This is a genomic window from Rugamonas sp., from assembly GCF_025354735.1.
Taxonomy (GTDB): Bacteria; Pseudomonadota; Gammaproteobacteria; order Burkholderiales; family Burkholderiaceae_D; genus Rugamonas.
In genome coordinates this window covers 22,533-41,432 of record NZ_JANXMI010000092.1, presented here as the reverse complement: position 1 = coordinate 41,432, position 18,900 = coordinate 22,533, and the positions used below count along the sequence as shown (strand labels likewise).

Genomic DNA, 18,900 nt, shown 5'->3' with positions numbered 1-18,900 from the left:
GGCCGGCGCGGCGTGCGCGGCGCGCCGGCTCTTTTGCTGTAGTCTATGGCTGTTGCCGCTCCTGCCGGAGCGGTGCTGATCGCCACTTCAAGGAGAGATACAGATGCGCGTCGATATTTACCGCAGAGCCGAAGCCCACGGAGCTTTTTTCTTCCTCGCCGTCCCGGAAGGCAAGCCCATACCCGAAGAAGTCACCAACACCGACTGGCAGCCCGAAGCCCAGCGGGTCGAAATGGACGAGCAGGCCGGCACGCTGCCCGCCTATCACATCGAGCACGGCATCGACCAAATTGGCAGCAAGGGCTACGCGATCACGGCGCTGAAGGATATTTAAACGCCGCCGGTGGCGCCGGCCGCCAAGCCGGGGCGGATGCGGCGACGAAACCGGGGTCAGACCACGATGGACGCGCCGGCGCTGGTGCCGATGGAGGCGCCGGCGATGCTCCCCTCCGCCGTCCTCCGCGACTGCTACAATCGCGCCATCTTCCCCACCGCCCGCACCGATGAACCGCACGCCGTCGCTCAGCATCCTCGTCCCCGCCTACAATGTGCGCCACTACGTCGGCGACTGCCTCGCCGCCATCCTGGGCCAGCTGCAAGCGCAGCATGAACTGATCGTCATCGACGACGGCTCCACCGACGGCACGGCCGCGCTGCTGCGGCAGCTGCGGGCGGACCACGGCGGCGACAATTTCACGCTGATCGAACAATCCAACCAAGGCATCTCCTGCGCCCGCAACGCCGCCGTGCAAGCCGCGCGCGGCGACTACCTGGTCTTCATCGACAGCGACGACCTGCTGCTGCCCGGCGCGCTGGCCGCTATCGACGGCGCGATCGCGCAGTGGCAGCCGGACGCCATCGCCGTCGACTTCCGCATGTGGCATCCGGACCAGCCGGCCAAGAACCGCACCGTGCGCTGCGGCTACCAGGCCGATACGCTGATTACGGACCGCGACACGATATTGAAGGTGTTCTTCGCCGACCGCGACATGTACGTGTGGGCCAAGATCATCAAGCGTGCCATCTACGGCCAGCTGGCCATGCCGCTGTTCCCGCCGGGCCGCGTGTTCGAGGACGTGGCCGTCGTGCCGCAGTTGCTGAACCTGTGCGCCAGCCTGGTCTACCTGCCGCTGCCGCTACTCGATTACCGCCAGCACCCGGTCAGCATCACGCGCGCCATTTCGGAACGCTGGTGCATGGACTTCGCCGCCGCGCTGCTGCCGGTCAAACAGCAGTTCCAGCGCCACGCGGTGAGCGCGTCGGTGCGGCTGCACTTCGACGTGGCGGTCTGCTATTTTTATGTGGCGGTGGTGAAGAATTCTTACCAGCTGCCGGCCGCGGTGGGCCGGCGCGTGCGCGCCGCGATCAGGGCGCGTTTGCTCGAAGGGCTGTTCAACGATTACCGCGACGTGCTGCGCGCGATGGAAGACGGCACGCTGCTGACGAACGACGCCGCGTCCGACCGCGCGCACGCCAGACAGATACGCGCCGCCATCAACGGCAGCCTGGTTTTCCACTGGAGCCAGACCATCAACCGCAAAATCAAACTGTGGCGCCGCATGCGCGCCACGCGCGCGCTGGCCGGATAAGTCATCAAGCCGGCGACATGGAAATGGGGCACGCCAACGCAATTCGCCTCAGTATTCGATCGCCACTTCGGTCGCGCCCAGACCCTGCAAGGCCAGCTGCAATTCGTCGGACGGCGCGACGCGCCACTGTTCGCCGAACTGCAACACGCACGACACGCCCTGCGGCGCCACGCGGGCCGAAATGATCAAGCCGTTGTCGCTGCGGTAGGGCGTCAGCACGGCGGCGATCTTCGCGCTGCTCAAGGTGGCCGGCAGCGCCAGTCCGAGCTGGCGGCCGTACTGCACGCGCGCGGTGACGATGTCCATCACCTTCTCGGCCGAGATCCGCAGCCCGCCCGAAAAACGGTCTTCCGACACCTTGCCGACGACGGCCAGGAACTCGTCTTCCTTGAACATCTTCTTGTTCTCTTCGAACACCTCGCTGTACACCGTCACTTCGACGACGGCGCTGTTGTCGTCGAGCGTGACGATGAGGATCTTGCCGCGCTGCGTCATCTGCGGCCGGATGCCGGTGATAACGCCGCACAGCATGCGCGGCTCGCGCGACGGCTCCAGGTCCGCCAGCTTGGTGCGCGCGAAACGGCGCGCTTCCGGCGCATAGGAATCGAACATATGGCCCGACAAATAAAAGCCGAGCGCGATTTTTTCCTCGGCCAGTTTCTGCTTGTCGGTGAACGGCGCGCACTTGACGTATTCGGGCGGCGCCACCAGGTCGCTGTCGTCGCCGCCGAACAGGCTGACCTGGTTGGCGGCCTTGGCTTCCTGGTCGGCGCACTCCATCGCGAAGCTGACCGACGCCAGCAAAATCGCGCGGTCTATCTTCAGGCAGTCGAAGGCGCCACTGCGGATCAGCGACTCGATGGTGCGGCGGTTGATCTGCTTCTTGTCGACCCGCTTGCAGAAATCGAACAGGCTCACGAACGGTCCGCCGGCGGTGCGGGCGGCGATGATGGCCTCGATCGCGCTCTGGCCCGAACCCTTGACGGCTCCCAGGCCGTAGCGGATCTGCGTGACTTTTTTACCGGTGACCGACGGCGCCGGACCGTCCGGCATGAAGCGGTAGTCGGACTGGTTGATATCGGGCGGCAGCAGGGTCAGGCCGCAGATGTCGATGGCGTCTTCGACCAGGATCTTGACCTTGTCGGTGTCGTCCATCGCCAGCGACATATTGGCCGCCATGAACGCGGCCGGATGGTGGGCCTTCAGATACGCGGTGTGGTAGGACAGCAGCGCGTAGGCGGCGGCGTGCGATTTGTTGAAACCGTAGCCGGCGAACTTTTCCATCAAGTCGAAAATCTCGTCGGCCTTTTGCGCGCTCAAGCCATCCTTGGCGGCGCCGGCGCGGAAGATCTCGCGGTGCTCGGCCATCTCCTCGGCCTTCTTCTTGCCCATCGCGCGGCGCAGCATGTCGGCGCCGCCCAGCGAGTAGCCGCCGACGATCTGCGCCATCTGCATCACCTGCTCCTGGTAGACCATGATGCCGTAGGTCTCGGACAGGATCGATTCGGTGCGCGGATCGGGATAGTCGAATTTTTCGCCGTGCTTGCGCTTGCAGAAGTCGGGGATCAGGTCCATCGGGCCCGGACGATACAGCGCCACCAGCGCGATGATGTCCTCGAAGCGGTCGGGCCGCGCGTCTTTCAGCATGCCCTGCATGCCGCGCGACTCGAGCTGGAACACGGCCACGGTTTTCGCTTTCGTCAGCAGCTCGTAAGACGGCCGGTCGTTCAGCGGCAGGCGCGCCAGGTCGAAGTCGGCCTGCACCGGGTCGAGCATCTTGATGTAGCGGACCGCCCTATCAAGAATGGTCAGCGTGGTCAGACCCAAAAAGTCGAACTTCACGAGGCCGACGGCTTCGACGTCGTCCTTGTCGTATTGCGAGACCACGCCGCCGTCGCCGCCCTGCGTGTAGAGCGGGCAGAAATCGGTCAGCTTGCCCGGCGCGATCAGCACCCCGCCGGCGTGCATGCCGATGTTGCGGGTGATGCCCTCGACCTGCTGCGCGAGGTCGAGCAGCTGCGCCACCTCCTCCTCGTTTTGCTGGCGCTCCTTGAGCATCGGCTCTTCCTCGATCGCCTCGGCGATCGACACCGGCTTGCCCGGCTTGAACGGGATCAGCTTCGAGACGCCGTCGCAGAAGTTGTAGCCGAAGTCCATCACGCGGCCGACGTCGCGGATCGCGCCCTTGGCCGCCATGGTGCCGAAGGTGGCGATCTGCGACACCGCGTCGCGGCCGTACAGGTCCTTGACGTGCTGGATCACGAGGTCGCGCTTTTCCTGGCAGAAGTCGATGTCGAAGTCGGGCATCGAAACGCGTTCGGGATTGAGGAAACGTTCGAACAGCAGGTTGTACTTCAGCGGATCGAGGTCGGTGATCTTCAGCGCGTACGCCACCAGCGAGCCCGCGCCCGAACCCCGGCCCGGTCCGACCGGCACGCCGTTCTCCTTGGCCCACTGGATGAACTCCGCCACGATCAGGAAGTAGCCGGGGAATTTCATGTTGCAGATGGTGTCGGTCTCGAACTTCAGGCGCGCCTCGTAGCGCGGCCTTTCCTTCTCGCGGCGCTCGGGATTATCGTACAACTCGATGAGACGCCTTTCCAGGCCGGCCTTCGATTCGGCGACCAGGAAATCGTCGATGGTCATGCCGGGCGGGGTCGGGAAGTTCGGCAGCTGCGGCTTGCCCAGCGTGAGCGTGAGGTTGCAGCGCTTGGCGATTTCGACCGAGTTTTGCAGCGCCGCCGGCAGGTCGGCGAACAGCGTGCGCATCTCGGCCTGGGTCATGAAGCGCTGGCTGGCGTTGAAGCGCTTGACGCGCTTGGCGTTGGCCAGCATCTCGCCCTCGGCGATGCAGGTGCGCGCTTCGTGGGCGATGAATTCGTCCGGCGAAATGAACTGCACCGGGTGCGTGGCCACCACCGGCAGGCCCAGTTTGGACGCCAGCGCGACCGACTGGCGCACCTGCATTTCCTGGTTGGCCTGGCCGCCGCGCTGGATTTCGATGTAGAAGTGGCCGGGGAAGATGTCGGCCCACTTTTGCGCGTTGCGCTCGGCCAGCGCCGCGTTGCCGTTTTCGAAGGCCACGCCGACGTCGCCGAAGTGCGCGCCGGACAGGGCGATCAAGCCGTTGGCCGGGCTGTCGTCGGGCAGCAGCGCGTAGCTGTTGCTGGTCAGCGCCTGCAGCCACTCGGTGCGGATTTCGGCGCGGCCCTTGTACTGGTTGGTGAGCGAGGCGGTCGACAGCAGCTCGCACAGCTGCAGATAACCCATGCGGTTTTTCGCGAACAGCATCAGGCGCGACGGCTTGTCGCGGTTGTCGTCGTTGGTGATCCAGACGTCGACGCCGATCACCGGCTTGATGCCCTTGCCGCGCGCGGCCTTGTAGAACTTGACCATGCCGAACATATTGGACAGGTCGGCCATGGCCAGCGCGGCCTGCCGGTCCTTGGCCGCCGCCGAAATCAGGTCGTCGATGCGCACCAGGCCGTCGACGATGGAATATTCGGAGTGGACCCGCAGGTGGACGAAGGCCGGGCCGGCCGCCACGTGGGCGGGGGCGGCCGCTGCGGCGGGGCTGTCTTGTTCGATTGCTACCATGCTCATGCGCTGCTCACCACGATGTTTCAACAAGCGGCTATTTTACCGCGCCGCCCGGATCCGGCGAGCATCTCATTTCAGAACGGAGGCATGGGTTTGCGCCGGCGGCCGCGCCGGGTCGCGCAGGGCCTGCGCCGTCATGCGGCGCAAAACTTCTTCGGCCTTGAGCCGCAGCCCGGCCTCGTCCAGATAGAAATCCGGTGCATCGGCCAGCAGCGCGGCATCCTTCGTGTAGGAATCGACATCGCCAAACAATTCATCGAGCAGCAGAAACAATGGCGGATCCACAATGCGCGCCTCAAGCTTAAACTGCCGCAGGAACGTGCGCTGAAATCGGCCCGCCGTCAGCTCTCGCGCCAGAAAACGGCCTATCAACGCCGCGTAGGTGTCGTGAACGTCATTCATGAGCCGCCTCCCAATCGACCTGTGTCTAATAAATGCGCCAGTTGCGCTTCGCTCAACGCCCAGCCCGACAGGAAGTCACCGTGCGCGTCGCGCATGACGTTGAGCCGCGTATCACGATCAATAAAATGCGTGACGGCGGCTAGACGATAAGTCCCTATGTGCATTTCAGTGGAGCCCGCATTAATATGCGCCTCCAGTACCACCCTGAATACCAATAATTTAGCACTATTGACGTTGCCAGCTATTCCAAAATCCGCAGCATGCTTGAACGCGTGCCGTAACTGCCGGGAACTGAATGCGGTAGTCCTATCTTCTCCATCATGCATTTTTAGACCCCGTCGCCGATGATTTGGTTCGAAGGACGAGTTTGATCCAACCGCGCAGCGCGCATGATGAGACACCTCAAGCCCGAAGTAGAGCCCGGCGGGCGGTTGCCCCTGCCCGGCGGTCTCCGCGCCGGCTCTGGCGCAGCCATCTGCCTGTTTTTACGGCAGCGCCGGCGCCGGCGGACGCGATAGCGCTTATAATGTCGGCTGTTCCGCTTTTAGATCCCACGCACCATGCTCGCTCACACCTCCAGCGCTTCGGCCAGCGCCGACGCCATCGCCGCCGCCGCCGTACACGTCAACATCGCCGCCTATAAATTCATCACCTTCGACAACACCGAGGAGTTGCGGCCGCAGTACCAGGCCATCTGCGCGGAACTGGGCCTGAAGGGCACCATTTTGCTGACGCCCGAGGGCATCAATATGTTCGTCTCCGGCCCGCGCGGCCATATCGACCAGTTCTTGCGGTGGGTGCGCGGCGACGTCCGCTTCGCCGACCTGGAGGTGAAGGAAAGCCTGTCGACCGAGCAGTCGCACAAGCGCATGCTGGTGAAGATCAAAAAAGAAATCATCACCATGCGCATGCCGCTGATTAAGCCCGAGGAAGGCCGCGCGCCGTCGGTCGGGCCGAAGACGCTCAAGCGCTGGCTCGACCAGGGCCACGACGACCACGGCAAGCCGGTCGTCATGATGGAGACCCGTAACGCCTTCGAGGTCGACGTCGGCACCTTCAACAACACGCTCGACTACCGCATCGACAAGTTCACCGAATTCCCCGAGGTGGCGGCGGCGCACAAGGAGGAACTGGCCGGCAAGACCGTGGTCACCTTCTGCACCGGCGGCATCCGCTGCGAAAAGGCGGCGATCCACATGCAGAACATCGGCTACGACAGCGTCTACCAGCTCGACGGCGGCATCCTGAAATATTTCGAGGAAGTGGGCGGCGACCATTACACGGGCGACTGCTTCGTGTTCGACTACCGCACCGCGCTCAATCCGCAATTGCAGCCGACCGAGACCGTGCAGTGCTTCGTCTGCCGCGCCGTCGTCACGCCGCGCCAGCAGCTGGCGCCGGAGTATGTGTACGAGGTGTCGTGCCCGCATTGCCACGGCCGGTAACAGGTCGGCGGCGCGGCGCAGCCGCCGGGTGACAGACGGGTGGCCGCTGGGATAGACTAGGGCCGAGACTGAGACCGGAATCGACCGGCTCACCGCCCACGTCACCGAAGATCGAACAGGACCACATGAGCAAAATCGTTTTCGCCAACCAGCTGCGCGGCATCGCCGCTTTGCTCATCGTCATCACCCACTATTTCGGCGTCTATTACGGCATGCAGGCGGTGGTCGCCGGCGTCACCCACTCGCCCGACCTGCACCTGGTGGCGGCCGGCTGGGTCCAGTATCTCGACTTCCCGTATTTCAAAGGCCCGTTCGGGGTCGCCGTGTTCTTCCTCATCAGCGGCTTCGTGATTCCCTTCAGCCTGCAGCAGTTTTCGTCGCCGGGCTTTTTGCTGGCGCGCCTGTTGCGCATTTATCCGACCTATCTGTGCTGCCTGGCCATCGGCATGCTGATCGTCTACGGCGGCGCGCACTACTGGGGCCTGCCGTTCGAGCAGTCGCGCCGCATGCTGCTGGCCAACGCGCTGTTGCTGCATAATCTGTTCGGCTACGGCTCGCTCGACACGGTCAACTGGACGCTGGCCATCGAAATCAAGTTCTATCTGCTGGCCGCGCTGTGCGCCGGCGCCTTCCTGCGCGGCCGCCTGCGCTTCGTGCTGGCGGCGGCCGCCGCCATCGTCGGCTTCGACGCGCTGCTGCCGCTGATCGCGGCCACGCCGGCGCTTCAACCGTGGAACACGGCGCTGTCGGCGCTGGCGATGGATGCCAATTACATCGCCTTCATGCTGATCGGCGTGCTGTTTTACCAGCATTTGCGAGGCGCGCTGTCGACCGCGCGGCTGGTCGTCGGCGCCCTGCTGCTGCTGGCTGCGTTCGCGCTGGCGTGGAAGCTGGGGCCGCAGCACGACAGCTTTGCCGTGATCTTCATTTACTACGCCTATGCCTTGGCCGCGTTCGCGCTGTGCTATGCGGCGCGCCGCCATTTCCGACCCGTGCGCGTGCTCGACTTCTTAGCCGACATCAGCTATCCGCTGTATGCGGTGCACAGCCTGACCGGCTTCACGCTGCTGAAGATCGTCATGGACCGCGGCGCGCCGTTCCCGCTGGCGGTGGCCATCGTGCTGCCGCTGGTGGTGGGACTGGCGTATCTGATCCACGTCGGCGTGGAACTGAGCGCGACGGCCTGGGGCAAGCGCCTGGCCGGCGCGCTGTAACGGCGGACGGCGGCGCCGCAAGCGGCATCGGCCATGACGGCGGGCGAACTGCGCTAGTTAAAACGCCGGCGAAAAAAAACAGCACCCGAAAAGCATGGGTGCTGTCGATAACGACCAGCCCTGCATGGGCAGGATTGACCGCGTGTGCGGTGCATCAGTGGAAGTAAGCCGCCACTTCGCGCAAGTCGTCGGCGCTGATGGTGCCGGCTGCGGCGCGCACCTTGAGCACGGCCGCCAAGTAACTATATCGGGCCTGCGCCAGATCGCGCTTGCTGGTGTAGAGCTGCTGCTGAGCGTTGAGCAAATCCAGATTGATGCGCACGCCGCCCTTAATACTCTGCTGCGTCGCCTTAATCAGCAACTCGCTCGACGCCACTGCCTTGTCCAGCGCAGCGATGCGTGCCACGCTGCTTAGCACCGTCGCGTATTGCTTGCGCAATTCGATCAATACCTTGTCCGTTGCGACCTGCATGTCAGACCGGGCTTTTTCTTGGCCGGCAACTGCCTGCCGGGATGCCGCCACCACGGAGCCGCCGGAATACAGCGGCACGTTCAACTGGATGCCGATGCTGCGCACCGTCGATTCCTGGTTGTAGGTATCGATGGTCTGCGCCGTGTTCTTGGCATAGCTGGCGACAAAATCCAGATGCGGTGCGTGGCCGGCGCGTGCCTTGTTCACTTCCTGGTGCGCCGCTTCGATCGCATAGCGGGCCGAGGTGATTTCCGGATTATCGGCCAGCGCGCTCGCTTTTAAGGCGTCGAAGCCGCCGGGAGGCGGTGGCGGCGGGCGAAAGCCGGGCGCCAGGTCGTCGAGCGAGGTCACCTCATCGCCAACGATGGCCGCCAATGCGGCGCGCGTCACGCGCACATTGTCTTCCCCTTCCAGCACTTGCGCTTCGGCCAAGTCCAGGCGCGATTGCGTTTCCAGCATATCGGTCTTGGTGCCCTCGCCTTTTTCGAACAGATGGTCGTTGACCTTTTTCTGTTCGGCATACATGTCGCGAGCGGCCTGGGCCAGACGCAGCTGCTCATTGGCGAGCAAGGCGTCCATATAGGTCGTCGCTACGCGCACGACCAGATCCTGCTGATGCAAGGCGAATTGCGACGAACTGTAATCGGTTTGCGCCACGCCCTGTTTATATTTGGCCCACGCATCGAGACCGATGATGGTCTGCCGCAGTGACACCTGCGCCACGTGGCTGTTGTAGACCGGATGCGTCAACTGGGTATTGCCCAGCGCATCGGCGGCGTTCACGTCGGCGCGGTTGTGGCTGTTTGAATAATCGGCAGACAGGTTAGGCAGCAGCCCGGCTCGGCCGATGATGCGGTTTTGCTGACCGCCCTCGTATTCGTGTATGGCGGCCTGGAACATCGGATCGTTTTGCAGCGCCGCCTGGTAGGCTTGCTGCAATCCGATCGCCGACGCCGCGCCGCCGTGCAGCAGCAAGCCGGCCGCGCAGGCCGACGCCACGCACTGCGCCAGGCGCCGCATTTTCATAGGTGTCATCTGGCCCACTTACTCCTCCGTCATCGACGATTTGGCGCGATCGAATACCGGCTTGAACAGGTAGCTCATCAGGGTACGCTCGCCAGTCTTGACAAACATTTCGACCGGCATACCCGGCTGGATGTCGAGCTTCTTCTGCGCGATCAGTTTGACGCCGGCCGGCGCGACCCGGGCGCGCACCTTGTAGTACGGCTGGCCGGTGCGCTCGTCGACCGAACGGTCGGCCGACACCTGGATCACGACACCTGGGATGTGCGGCGTCTGGTTGCTGTTGAAGGCGGAGAAATTCAGCTCAACCGGCAAGCCGACGTGAACTTTGTCGATCAAGTTGACGGCCAGCTGGCCCTCGACCACCAGCGCGTCGCCGCTCGGCACGATGTCCATCATGTGGGCGCCGGGACCGACCACGCCGCCGCGCGTAAAGACATTGCTGGCTACGACAGTTCCATCGACTGGAGCCTTGACGTCGGCATTGACCAGTTCGTAGTCGAGACCGGAAAGTCGGCTGCCGAGGGCATCCGCCTCACGCTGGGTATCGGCCAGCGAAGAGCGGACTTCCTTCTGGAAGTCGGCACTGCGCTGGGTGCGGCGCAGCGATGCTTCCAGCACTTGGCGCTGGGCGCGGCCGATGCCGGCCGTCGTTTCCGACAGACTGCCATTAACCTGCGCGTAGGTGCGTTCAACGTCGAGCAGGCGGTTGCGAGCGACATAGCCGTCCTTGGCCAGGTCGCGCATGCTGTCGATCTGCTCTTTCAAGATGCCCAGCTGGACCTTCATGCTGTCGCGCGTTTCTTGCAAACCCGCGATTTGGAATTTCAGGCCGGCGATATTTTCATCGTAGGCGCCAAGTTCGCTGTCGAGCGACAGCCGGCGCGACATGAACAGCTGGTCTTGCAGCGCCACCGCCTCAGCGACGCGCGGATCATTCTTGACCGCCGTCAACGCGACCGGAAACACCGGCGCTTTCAGACCGTCGCGCTCCGCGATCAAACGGCTCTCCGCCGCACGCGCGGTGAAGTATTGGGAGCGCGACGTCTCAGCCTGCGAACTGGCCTGGGTATTATTCATGCGCACCAGCAGCTGGCCCTTCTTAACCACATCGCCGTCCTTGACGAGGATATCCTGCACCGTGCCGCCGACCTGGTGCTGCACAGCCTTGCGGTTGCCTTCTGTCGTCACCGTGCCGGACATTGGCACGCCTTTGTCCAGCGGCGCGAAAATCGCCCATATTAAAAATCCGCCCACACCGAGCAGAATGATCAGCCAGCCAATGCGGCTGTAGCGGCGTGCGTCGGTATCGACGGTCAGCGGGGTGACGTCGTGCGTGATGACGTCGGCGACGTCCTTCTTGTTGATGATATCAGTACGCATCGTTACTCCTGTTCCGTCGAGGCTTGGACCGCCGCAGCGGCTTCCGCCTGGGCTTGCTGCTGTGCAGCCGCCAGTTGCTGTTCCATGTTGCGCAGCTGTGCCTGTTGCGCCTGCGCCTGGGCTTGCTGCTGGGCTTGCTGCTGGGCTTGGGCCTGAGCTTGTTGCTGCGCTTGCGCCTGAGCCAGCAACTTCTGATTGCTATCCTGGATCGCGGCCAGCACGTCTTTGGTTGGACCGAACATCGACATCATGCCATCGCGCAGCACCAGCAATTTATTGGTCACACCGATGATGCTGGTGCGGTGCGTGACGAGCACGATGGTTTTGCCGCGCTGGCGCAGATCGGCGATCGCCTGCACCAAGGCCGCCTCGCCAACATCGTCCAGATTCGAGTTCGGCTCGTCGAGCACCAGCACCGACGGGTCGCCATACATCGCTCGCGCCAAGCCAAGACGCTGGCGCTGGCCACCGGACAGGCCGGCACCACCGTCACCGAGCAGCGTGTCGTAGCCCTTCGGCAGATGCAAAATCATGTCGTGAACGCCGGCACGTTTAGCCGCCAACACCACTTTTTCCGGATCGATATCGCCGAAACGGGCAATATTTTCGCTCACGCTACCACCGAACAATTCGATATCCTGCGGCAGATAGCCGATATGCGGACCGAGTTCGGCCTTGTTCCACTGGAAAATGTCGGCGCCGTCGAGACGGACTTGGCCCATCATCGCCGGCCATACGCCGACGAGCAGCCGCGCCAGTGTTGACTTGCCCGAACCACTAGGGCCGACCACGCCCAACACGTCGCCAGCGGCGATCGCAAACGTTACCGCTTTCAGCACCGGCAATCTGCCACCGGGCGGCGAGGCCGTCACGGCTTCGACCGACAAAGCCCCAAGTGGCTTAGGCAGTTGCATGCCAGCGCTGCGCACCGGATTTTCTTCCAATAACTTCACCAAGCGCTCGTAGGCGCTACGGGTATTGCTATACGTCTTCCAAACGCCGATCACTTGCTGCACCGGCGCCAGCGCACGGCCGACCAGGATCGACGCGGCGATCATCATACCGGGAGTAATCTTGCCTTCGACCGCCAGCAGCGCGCCGAAACCTAGCACCAGCGATTGCAGCGACACCTGGACGAACTTGGTGATGGCGCCGACGGTGCCTGCTTTTTCGCTGGCCTCTCCCTGCAAACGTAGGAAGCGCCCGTGCAATTTGTACCAGCGGCCCATCAGGTTGGGCAGCATGCCCATCGATTCGATGACTTCCGCGTTGCGCAGATTGTTGGTGGCCAGCGTGTTCGCGGCGATGGCCATGCTGTTGGCCTCTGCCAGCGGCTTGTGCGTGACGCGCTCGTTGACATAGGCCAGCACCACCAGCACGGCCGTGCCACAGAGCGAGAAGATACCCAGCGACGGCTCGAAGCAGAAGATGACGATCAAATACACCGGAAACCATGGCGCATCGAAAAACGCGAACAAGGCATTACCGGTCAAGAACTGGCGCACATTGGTCAGATCGGCCAGCGCCTGGCCGGCGTTGGCGCCGCTTTTTTTCAGGTTTTGCTCGAACGCGGCCGTGTAGATACGCTTGTTGAGCTCCAGGTCGAAGCGGGCGCCGACGCGTACCAGCACGAAGCTGCGCATCAATTCCAAACCACCCATGAAAAGGTAGCCGCCAAGCATCATTAAGGTCAGCATCAGCAGCGTCAGTTCGTTGCGGCTGGCCAGCACGCGGTCATAGACCTGCAGCATGTACAAGGAAGGGACCAGCATCAGCAGATTACTGACGGCGCTGAACGCACCTACCGTCATGAACGTATTCTTGAAGGCGAGGAGTGCCTGCTCGATTTCGTTTTTAGGCTTGAGGAAATTTTTCATTTTGGGTAGTGCTCAGTGCAATGTTTAACCGCATGGAACAGCGAAGTAACTGGGAAATGTCAGGGATGTCTGTGTGCATTCAACGTCAGCGTCAGAAATATCGAGAAAAAGATGACATGCGACATTATCGCTTAAAATGACGAGGAAATGTGATGCACATCACATTTATCGCGACCTGGAACGCAAAAAGTCTTTTATGGTGGAAACCACTTCACCAAGACTCCTCATGTCTTGTCCCTGCACCCGCGGACTGTAGTGCAGGGTGCGCGCAAGAACTTCTACCACGAAAAAACTGCTCGAAAAAAAATACCCCCGTCGCTTTTCAGCAACGGGGGTATTACGCTCAACCTACAGAATTTTGTAGGTTTTTCCTAATATTAGGAACCCACAACGACGTGGGTAGCGATGTGGCTCGACAGCGTGTGGGTACCAACCAGCTCAACGATCGAATCACCGATGGCCAAGGTTCCCGTACCAGTAGCAACCGACTCCAACACGTAGGTGTTAGTGCCATATTGGAACACGGTAGCCTGGTGACCCGCGACGGTGATCGCAGCTGCATCAACAATCGCGATTGCCGCTGCCAGCGAAGCAGCTGCAGAGATCGACGTTTGCTGGGTACCAGTGACCTGAACCACGCTGGTTGGGGTGTCTGCGAAGGTGATCAGATCGCCAGCAACAGCACCGGTGATCACGACCAGCGGCGCTGCGCCAGCAACAGCTGCGAAACTACCAACCAGGATCGTATCCACGCCAGTAGCGGCGGTATGCGCACCGAGGGTGATCGCGGTCGAGTGACCAGCGACATCCGCGCCATGTACGTCGATCAAGTTAGCACCGGTACCAACGGTAATCGAGCTTGCGCCCGCCACGAGGCCAGTCAAAACGATCGAATTGTCGCCATTACCTGCGACGATAGTGCCGCTGACAGCCGAGATGCTGTTGATGCCATTGCCCACGGTGATCGTGTCGTTACCGCCACCACCAACGATGGTGTTATGACCATTGCCGGAGGTGATCGAGTCGTTACCAGCGCCGCCAGTGATCGTGTCGCCGCCATTACCGCCGACCAGAACGCTCGCCAGGGCGTTGCCCAACAGCGTATTGGCACCGGTCGTGCTACCGATGATTTTCAGACCGTTAGCGCTGGAACTGCTTGCATCGATGAACACAGCGCCAGTTGCGGTGTGGGCATCAAACACGGTGTTGACGTTCAAAGCCAGAAGACCAGTTGTGATGGAGACATCACCAGCACCATCGATATTCACGTTGGTCAGTGCAGCAGCGGTCAACAGACTATCAATCGTCACGGTGTCAACTGCGGTCAAATGCAGGGTTTCAACGCCAGCCAGCGACAGCGAGGTCAAGGCAACCGGGGATCCGCCTGCGTCGACGGTCAGGTGGACGGTGTCCAACTGGCCAACGGTCAAAGCACCGGTAACACCAACAGTATAAATACCGTCAGCAACAACAGTAATATTATCCGCCTGAGCTGCGCTCAGACCGGTCAGGGTCGAAGTGCCGCCATTGAAGGTTACACCGGTCACAGTGCTGCCGGTGAACTTGGTAACGTCAGCAGTTACGCCGTTCAGAACTTCGATGTTCGAGAAGTCGATGAATTTAGCTGCACTAGCCGTGGTGCTAAACGCCAAGTTGTTAGCCAGAACCAGGGTATTGTTGCCGCCCGTACCGCCATCAACGGTCACGGTCTGCACAACAGCGCCGGTGGTGATGGTGTTGCTACCCGAAGTACCGCCCATGAACGATTGCGTGGCGCCCGACAGGATAACCGTGTCGCTACCATTACCGGTGATAACAGCGGTAGCAGCCAGACCCGAACCCGTCAGATCAACACCAGCGGTACCGGTCAGGTTCACCGCAGTTGCAGCAATATCGGCCAGCTGAACGGCATTGCCAGCCGTACCATTGCTGACGATGTTAACCGTGACAGCTGCACTGTCGGAGACGACTGCATTGACGGTGTTCAGAGTCAGGGTATCGGTATGGCCAACGGTCTGGTTGGTGATCACTACTGCATTGACTTGGTTCGACAGATTCAACTGGGTCAAGGCATTTCCCGACAACGCAGCCGTGCCTGCGTTGTTCAGCGTAACGGTCGTCAACGTATTGTTCAGGGTCGAAGCATCGGTAACAGCAACGATACCAAGGTAGTTACCTGTGGCGCTGACGCTGGTCAGTACCGTGCTGAGGATATCACTGATCGCGTGGCCGGCGATAGCGGCAACGCCGTCGGCGGTAACAACACCAGCGGCGGTGACTGCAGCGGCATCCGCAACGGTTGCTGCATTGCCGGCCTGAGTAGCCGCAGTGGTAGCAGTAGTCTGGATTGGAGCTTCAACAGCCAGCGCTGCGATGCGAGCCGAAGCTACGGTACCACCGGTAGCGGTCAATGCGGTCGAGAAGGCCGCATCGATAGCCGCACGTTGTGCTTGGGTAATATAACCAGAGGTTTCGGCGGTCAATGTGGCCGCATTAACGGCTTCCACCGTCGAAGCCGCAACGATCGCACCGTGCAAAGTAATGCTCAGGCCAGCGGCAACTGCCGTAGCATGAAGACTTGCGGCATCAGCAGCACCGGCGGCGGCGGCGGCAGCGTTCGAAGCAGCGATGTGCGCTTGCTGCATTGCATAAGTGGCGGCACCGGTCATCGATGCGGTCAGCGACGTACCGTCGGCAGTGATATCACCCTTGGCTGCAACGGTAACGTCTGCAGCAGCATTGGTGACGTTGACTGCTTTACCAGCACCGGAGTCGGTAATGGTCAGCGAACCAGCTGCGCTGTCCGAAGCGATCACACCGGAAGCCGAGATAGTAACCTTTTGACCACCGCTCACCGATACGTCGTTACCAGCGCCGTTCGACACTTCGCTAACGTTGGTCGTGGCAGCAGCCTTGATGTTGTCGCCGGTTACACCGTTCGACGTAATCGTCAAAGTTTTCAAACCTGCAACATTGGAAACATCGAACACGGTAGGACCCGGGGAAGTCGCGCTAGCGACAGCTAAAGTACCCGCATTGCCGGCGGTTGCCAGTTTGATGGTCTGGATGTTGGTGATGGTGGCGCCGATCGGCATGGTATCCACGCTGGTACCGCTCGAATCCGTCAGCGACAGGGTGTTGCTCGAACCCGCACCGGTAATGGTGTCTGCACCGCCGAAGGTTGCGGTGGCCAGTGGAGTGATAACGCCGACAACGCCGCTCGTCACGGTATTGTCCAGTGTCGCATTGAAGACGTTCGAACCGTTACCACCCAGGAAAGTATCTACACCAACGCCCAGCGTGAAGTTGGTTGCGTTTGCGGCTTGGTTGGCAGCTTCAGCATTGGTGAACACGGTGTTCAGCGAGCTAGGGGTGACGGCAGCAGCCAAAGACGGAGCATCAACCACACCCGACAGCCAGGTCTTGACGATAGCGTCAGCAGCAGGACCGTCGTAACCACGGATAGCGGCAGCGTCATTATTCATAGCCAGGTTGAAGGCGTTAGCAGCCGAAACTTTGCTCGATACTGCGGTTTTGTCCTGGAAGCCACCGACGGTGTCTTGTGCGCCTTGGAAGATCTGGTAAGCGATGTTACCGACATTCAACTGGCCGCTTTCCAGAGCGTTGCCCCAGAAGGTCAGGCCTGCAGGCTCAGCGTGGCGGCCGAACAGGTTCATGTAGATGCTGTCGACGATGTAGGTGGCCGATTTGCCGGAATACAACGCGGCGTATTCTGGCGATGCGCTGAAGGCGTTAGCAACAACCGCGACGCCGCCAGCTTGGGTGGCGGCATTGGTCCAGAAAGTCAGGCCCAGTGCATCGGCTGGACGATTGAAGTAAGCGATGTACAGTGCTTGGATGTCGGAAGTGCTGATGGTCATTTAAAACTCCTAGGAAGTCATTTCAAAAAGTTCAAACTGCGGGCGTTTGAAACTCAGATGCTTGCAGTACTACGGCAGCCATAATGGCAGAAGACATTTGTTGCTTTGTGTGACGGGCGTCACACAAAGCAATAAAAAGCCCTCTCATTTCGTAAAAAAAGCTACAAAATCTGTCCGCTGGGCATTATGGGAGATGTATCGGGGGAAATCAATACCGAATTATCAAATAAACAATCGACATTGTTAAACATATCACTGCGGCCGTACCCGACTGTTTATCGCGATGCCGGCCGCGCAACTAAATTACAGATGAACAATACCGACGGAAATAAAAACGCAGGCCTGGGCCTGCGTCCAAACTGTGGCATCTGCGCCAAGCTTAATTCTTTTGCCAGTAAGTGACGCCGTTGGCAACGCGATGGTCATCAATGCGCGACGAGAAGATATACGAGGCGGCGCCGCCGTTTTCATTACTCAGCACACCAATGACCGTCATATTGGTCGGCCGCGCGTATTGATTATTACCGGTCATTATGCCGTCGCTGGAGACCGCCCCCTGCGCCTGCAAATTAAATTTCTCTTTGCCGGACAATAAATCAAACGAGGTATTGAAGGTCGATTTGCCGAAATCGACTTGCAACTGCCCGTTTTGCAAGGTGGCCGCCGTCAACGCATTGGTCGTCACATCGACCAGGGACGCCTCGCTCTGCTTGAGCGCGAAGCCGGCCGAGCCTTGCGTTGGCGACAGCCAGTTGGTACCAGCGGTGCGAAACACGGCATAGTAACCACTGCGGGCAATCTCCTGCCCTCCCGACTGCAACACTTTAACCGTGTCGACGTTTGCAGCCAGGTCCAGCACGGGCTGCCAACGACCCCATACGATTTTGCTATCAGGCACAACTACCGGTGGCGTCACCACAGGCGGCGCCACCACAACGGGCGGCGCCACGACGGGCGGCGCCACGACGACGGGCGGCGCCACGACCGGCGGCGGGGTCACCACCGGCGGATCGACCGTCACCGGTGGCGCTGCCGGCGCCAGCACCACCGGCGGCGGATCCGGCGGCTTGACCGATTGCACCACTTCGGCCTGGTGCAGCAGATTGTCGCCCTTCTGCGGGTCGAGGCTGACGTCGCCCGACGGCGGCGCGCCGGCCCCGCCGTTCGCGCCGGATGAGCCGGTCTTGCCGATCGGCTCGTCGCCGCGCGGTGGCGCCACCGCGTCCGGCGCCAGCGCGCCGCCCGACATCAGCTGCGGCACGGACTGGCCGCGCTTGACCTGCATCATCTGGCCGACCTGGGTCGCGGCCAGTTCGCGGCTGGACGTGTGGTCGCACGGACCGCTGCCGCCGGGCATGCACGTGGCGGAAAAACCACTGACGACGATGGCGCCGGAAATGACGGTCACGCGCGAGGTTTCGTCGTCGGTGGCGACGGTGAAGTCGGTGCCGCGCACGCCGATGGCGGCGACCGGCGTGTTGAAGCGGAAGTTCTGCCGCGCCAGCTTGACGGCGTCGCCCGAGACGCTGCGCGCCACGCCCGACAGCAGCTCGAACTTGATGTGGGTGTTGGCCGGGTTCTGGAGGTCGACGTGGTAGGTGACGATGCGCGCGCGGCTGCCCGGGCGCAGGATCAGCAAGCCGTTGTCGACCGTCTTCAGATAGATATAACCCTGGGCGCCGGTGGCGATTTCATCGCCCTCCTGGACCGCGTCGCCGACGGCCAGCGCGCGGGCGCCGGTGTGCACCTGGCCGGCCACGAAGACGATGCGCGCCGCTTCGCCGGCGTGGGCCAGGCCGCCCAGCAGCGCCAGGCACAGGGCCAGGCACAACAGGGGAAAGCGGCGCGCGCCGCCGGCCGCCGGACCGCGCGTAATTTGAGACAGCATATAGATACTCCTTTTTTAGGGTATTGTCCGCCTCGTGGCCGAAAATACTGTGACGGCCATCACATTTCATGCGTACAATACTTACCGTTACTATAGCAGTTCGCTACGCCCGCCAAGGCGCATGGC

12 protein-coding genes are annotated in these 18,900 nt (G+C 61.7%); 4 read left to right on the top strand and 8 right to left on the bottom strand.

The features are described 5' to 3' along the window. Positions 1–103 precede the first annotated feature (103 nt). Positions 104–334, top strand: a complete 231-nt coding sequence (locus tag Q0S71_RS08240) for a DUF6139 family protein (RefSeq protein WP_295993899.1) — start codon at positions 104–106, stop codon at positions 332–334. A 169-nt stretch (positions 335–503) separates the two neighbouring features. After that, positions 504–1,589, top strand: a complete 1,086-nt coding sequence (locus tag Q0S71_RS08235) for a glycosyltransferase family A protein (protein ID WP_295993898.1) — start codon at positions 504–506, stop codon at positions 1,587–1,589. A 48-nt stretch (positions 1,590–1,637) separates the two neighbouring features. Here the strand turns inward: Q0S71_RS08235 and dnaE are convergent, their stop codons facing one another. The 3 genes from dnaE to Q0S71_RS08220 all read right to left on the bottom strand — a co-directional run bounded on the left by dnaE (position 1,638) and on the right by Q0S71_RS08220 (position 5,917). Beyond that, a complete protein-coding gene (gene dnaE, locus Q0S71_RS08230) occupies positions 1,638–5,192 on the bottom strand; it encodes a DNA polymerase III subunit alpha (RefSeq protein ID WP_295993897.1) in 3,555 nt (1,184 codons plus the stop codon). Positions 5,193–5,258: 66 nt separating this feature from the next. Then, positions 5,259–5,591, bottom strand: coding sequence for a colicin immunity domain-containing protein (locus tag Q0S71_RS08225; RefSeq protein WP_295993896.1), 333 nt, complete (start codon positions 5,589–5,591; stop codon positions 5,259–5,261). Continuing rightward, positions 5,588–5,917 (bottom strand): colicin D domain-containing protein, encoded by a 330-nt coding sequence (locus tag Q0S71_RS08220; RefSeq protein WP_295993895.1) that lies wholly within the window; start codon positions 5,915–5,917, stop codon positions 5,588–5,590. The genes Q0S71_RS08225 and Q0S71_RS08220 overlap by 4 nt, the downstream gene beginning before the upstream one ends. 234 nt (positions 5,918–6,151) lie before the next feature. Here Q0S71_RS08220 and Q0S71_RS08215 point away from each other — a divergent pair, with 234 nt between their 5' ends. After that, positions 6,152–7,036, top strand: coding sequence for a sulfurtransferase (locus tag Q0S71_RS08215; protein ID WP_295993894.1), 885 nt, complete (start codon positions 6,152–6,154; stop codon positions 7,034–7,036). A gap of 125 nt (positions 7,037–7,161) precedes the next feature. After that, positions 7,162–8,250 carry an acyltransferase gene (locus Q0S71_RS08210; protein WP_295993893.1) on the top strand — a complete coding sequence of 363 codons (1,089 nt, stop codon included), beginning with the start codon at positions 7,162–7,164 and terminating at the stop codon, positions 8,248–8,250. 154 nt (positions 8,251–8,404) lie between these two features. Here the strand turns inward: Q0S71_RS08210 and Q0S71_RS08205 are convergent, their stop codons facing one another. The 5 genes from Q0S71_RS08205 to Q0S71_RS08185 all read right to left on the bottom strand — a co-directional run bounded on the left by Q0S71_RS08205 (position 8,405) and on the right by Q0S71_RS08185 (position 18,774). Then, on the bottom strand, positions 8,405–9,757 hold the full coding sequence (locus tag Q0S71_RS08205) for a TolC family outer membrane protein (protein ID WP_295993892.1): 1,353 nt from the start codon (positions 9,755–9,757) through the stop codon (positions 8,405–8,407). 9 nt (positions 9,758–9,766) lie between these two features. Next, complete coding sequence (locus Q0S71_RS08200) at positions 9,767–11,128, bottom strand: HlyD family type I secretion periplasmic adaptor subunit (protein WP_295993891.1); 1,362 nt, start codon at positions 11,126–11,128, stop codon at positions 9,767–9,769. Positions 11,129–11,130: 2 nt separating this feature from the next. After that, the gene (locus Q0S71_RS08195) at positions 11,131–13,005 is read right to left on the bottom strand and encodes a type I secretion system permease/ATPase (protein ID WP_295993890.1); all 1,875 of its coding nucleotides are present in this window, start codon (positions 13,003–13,005) and stop codon (positions 11,131–11,133) included. Between the two features lie 377 nt (positions 13,006–13,382). Continuing rightward, the gene (locus Q0S71_RS08190) at positions 13,383–16,886 is read right to left on the bottom strand and encodes an S-layer family protein (protein ID WP_295993889.1); all 3,504 of its coding nucleotides are present in this window, start codon (positions 16,884–16,886) and stop codon (positions 13,383–13,385) included. 379 nt (positions 16,887–17,265) lie between these two features. Beyond that, positions 17,266–18,774, bottom strand: a complete 1,509-nt coding sequence (locus Q0S71_RS08185) for a FecR family protein (RefSeq protein WP_295993888.1) — start codon at positions 18,772–18,774, stop codon at positions 17,266–17,268. Positions 18,775–18,900: the final 126 nt, after the last annotated feature.

Excerpts from the sequence above, each read along its gene's own strand:
- Q0S71_RS08240 (WP_295993899.1), top strand. The coding sequence starts at position 104 with ATGCGCGTCGATATTTACCGCAGAGCCGAAGCCCACGGAGCTTTTTTC.
- Q0S71_RS08235 (WP_295993898.1), top strand. The coding sequence starts at position 504 with ATGAACCGCACGCCGTCGCTCAGCATCCTCGTCCCCGCCTACAATGTG.
- dnaE (WP_295993897.1), bottom strand. The coding sequence starts at position 5,192 with ATGAGCATGGTAGCAATCGAACAAGACAGCCCCGCCGCAGCGGCCGCC.
- Q0S71_RS08225 (WP_295993896.1), bottom strand. The coding sequence starts at position 5,591 with ATGAATGACGTTCACGACACCTACGCGGCGTTGATAGGCCGTTTTCTG.
- Q0S71_RS08220 (WP_295993895.1), bottom strand. The coding sequence starts at position 5,917 with ATGCATGATGGAGAAGATAGGACTACCGCATTCAGTTCCCGGCAGTTA.
- Q0S71_RS08215 (WP_295993894.1), top strand. The coding sequence starts at position 6,152 with ATGCTCGCTCACACCTCCAGCGCTTCGGCCAGCGCCGACGCCATCGCC.
- Q0S71_RS08210 (WP_295993893.1), top strand. The coding sequence starts at position 7,162 with ATGAGCAAAATCGTTTTCGCCAACCAGCTGCGCGGCATCGCCGCTTTG.
- Q0S71_RS08205 (WP_295993892.1), bottom strand. The coding sequence starts at position 9,757 with ATGACACCTATGAAAATGCGGCGCCTGGCGCAGTGCGTGGCGTCGGCC.
- Q0S71_RS08200 (WP_295993891.1), bottom strand. The coding sequence starts at position 11,128 with ATGCGTACTGATATCATCAACAAGAAGGACGTCGCCGACGTCATCACG.
- Q0S71_RS08195 (WP_295993890.1), bottom strand. The coding sequence starts at position 13,005 with ATGAAAAATTTCCTCAAGCCTAAAAACGAAATCGAGCAGGCACTCCTC.
- Q0S71_RS08190 (WP_295993889.1), bottom strand. The coding sequence starts at position 16,886 with ATGACCATCAGCACTTCCGACATCCAAGCACTGTACATCGCTTACTTC.
- Q0S71_RS08185 (WP_295993888.1), bottom strand. The coding sequence starts at position 18,774 with ATGCTGTCTCAAATTACGCGCGGTCCGGCGGCCGGCGGCGCGCGCCGC.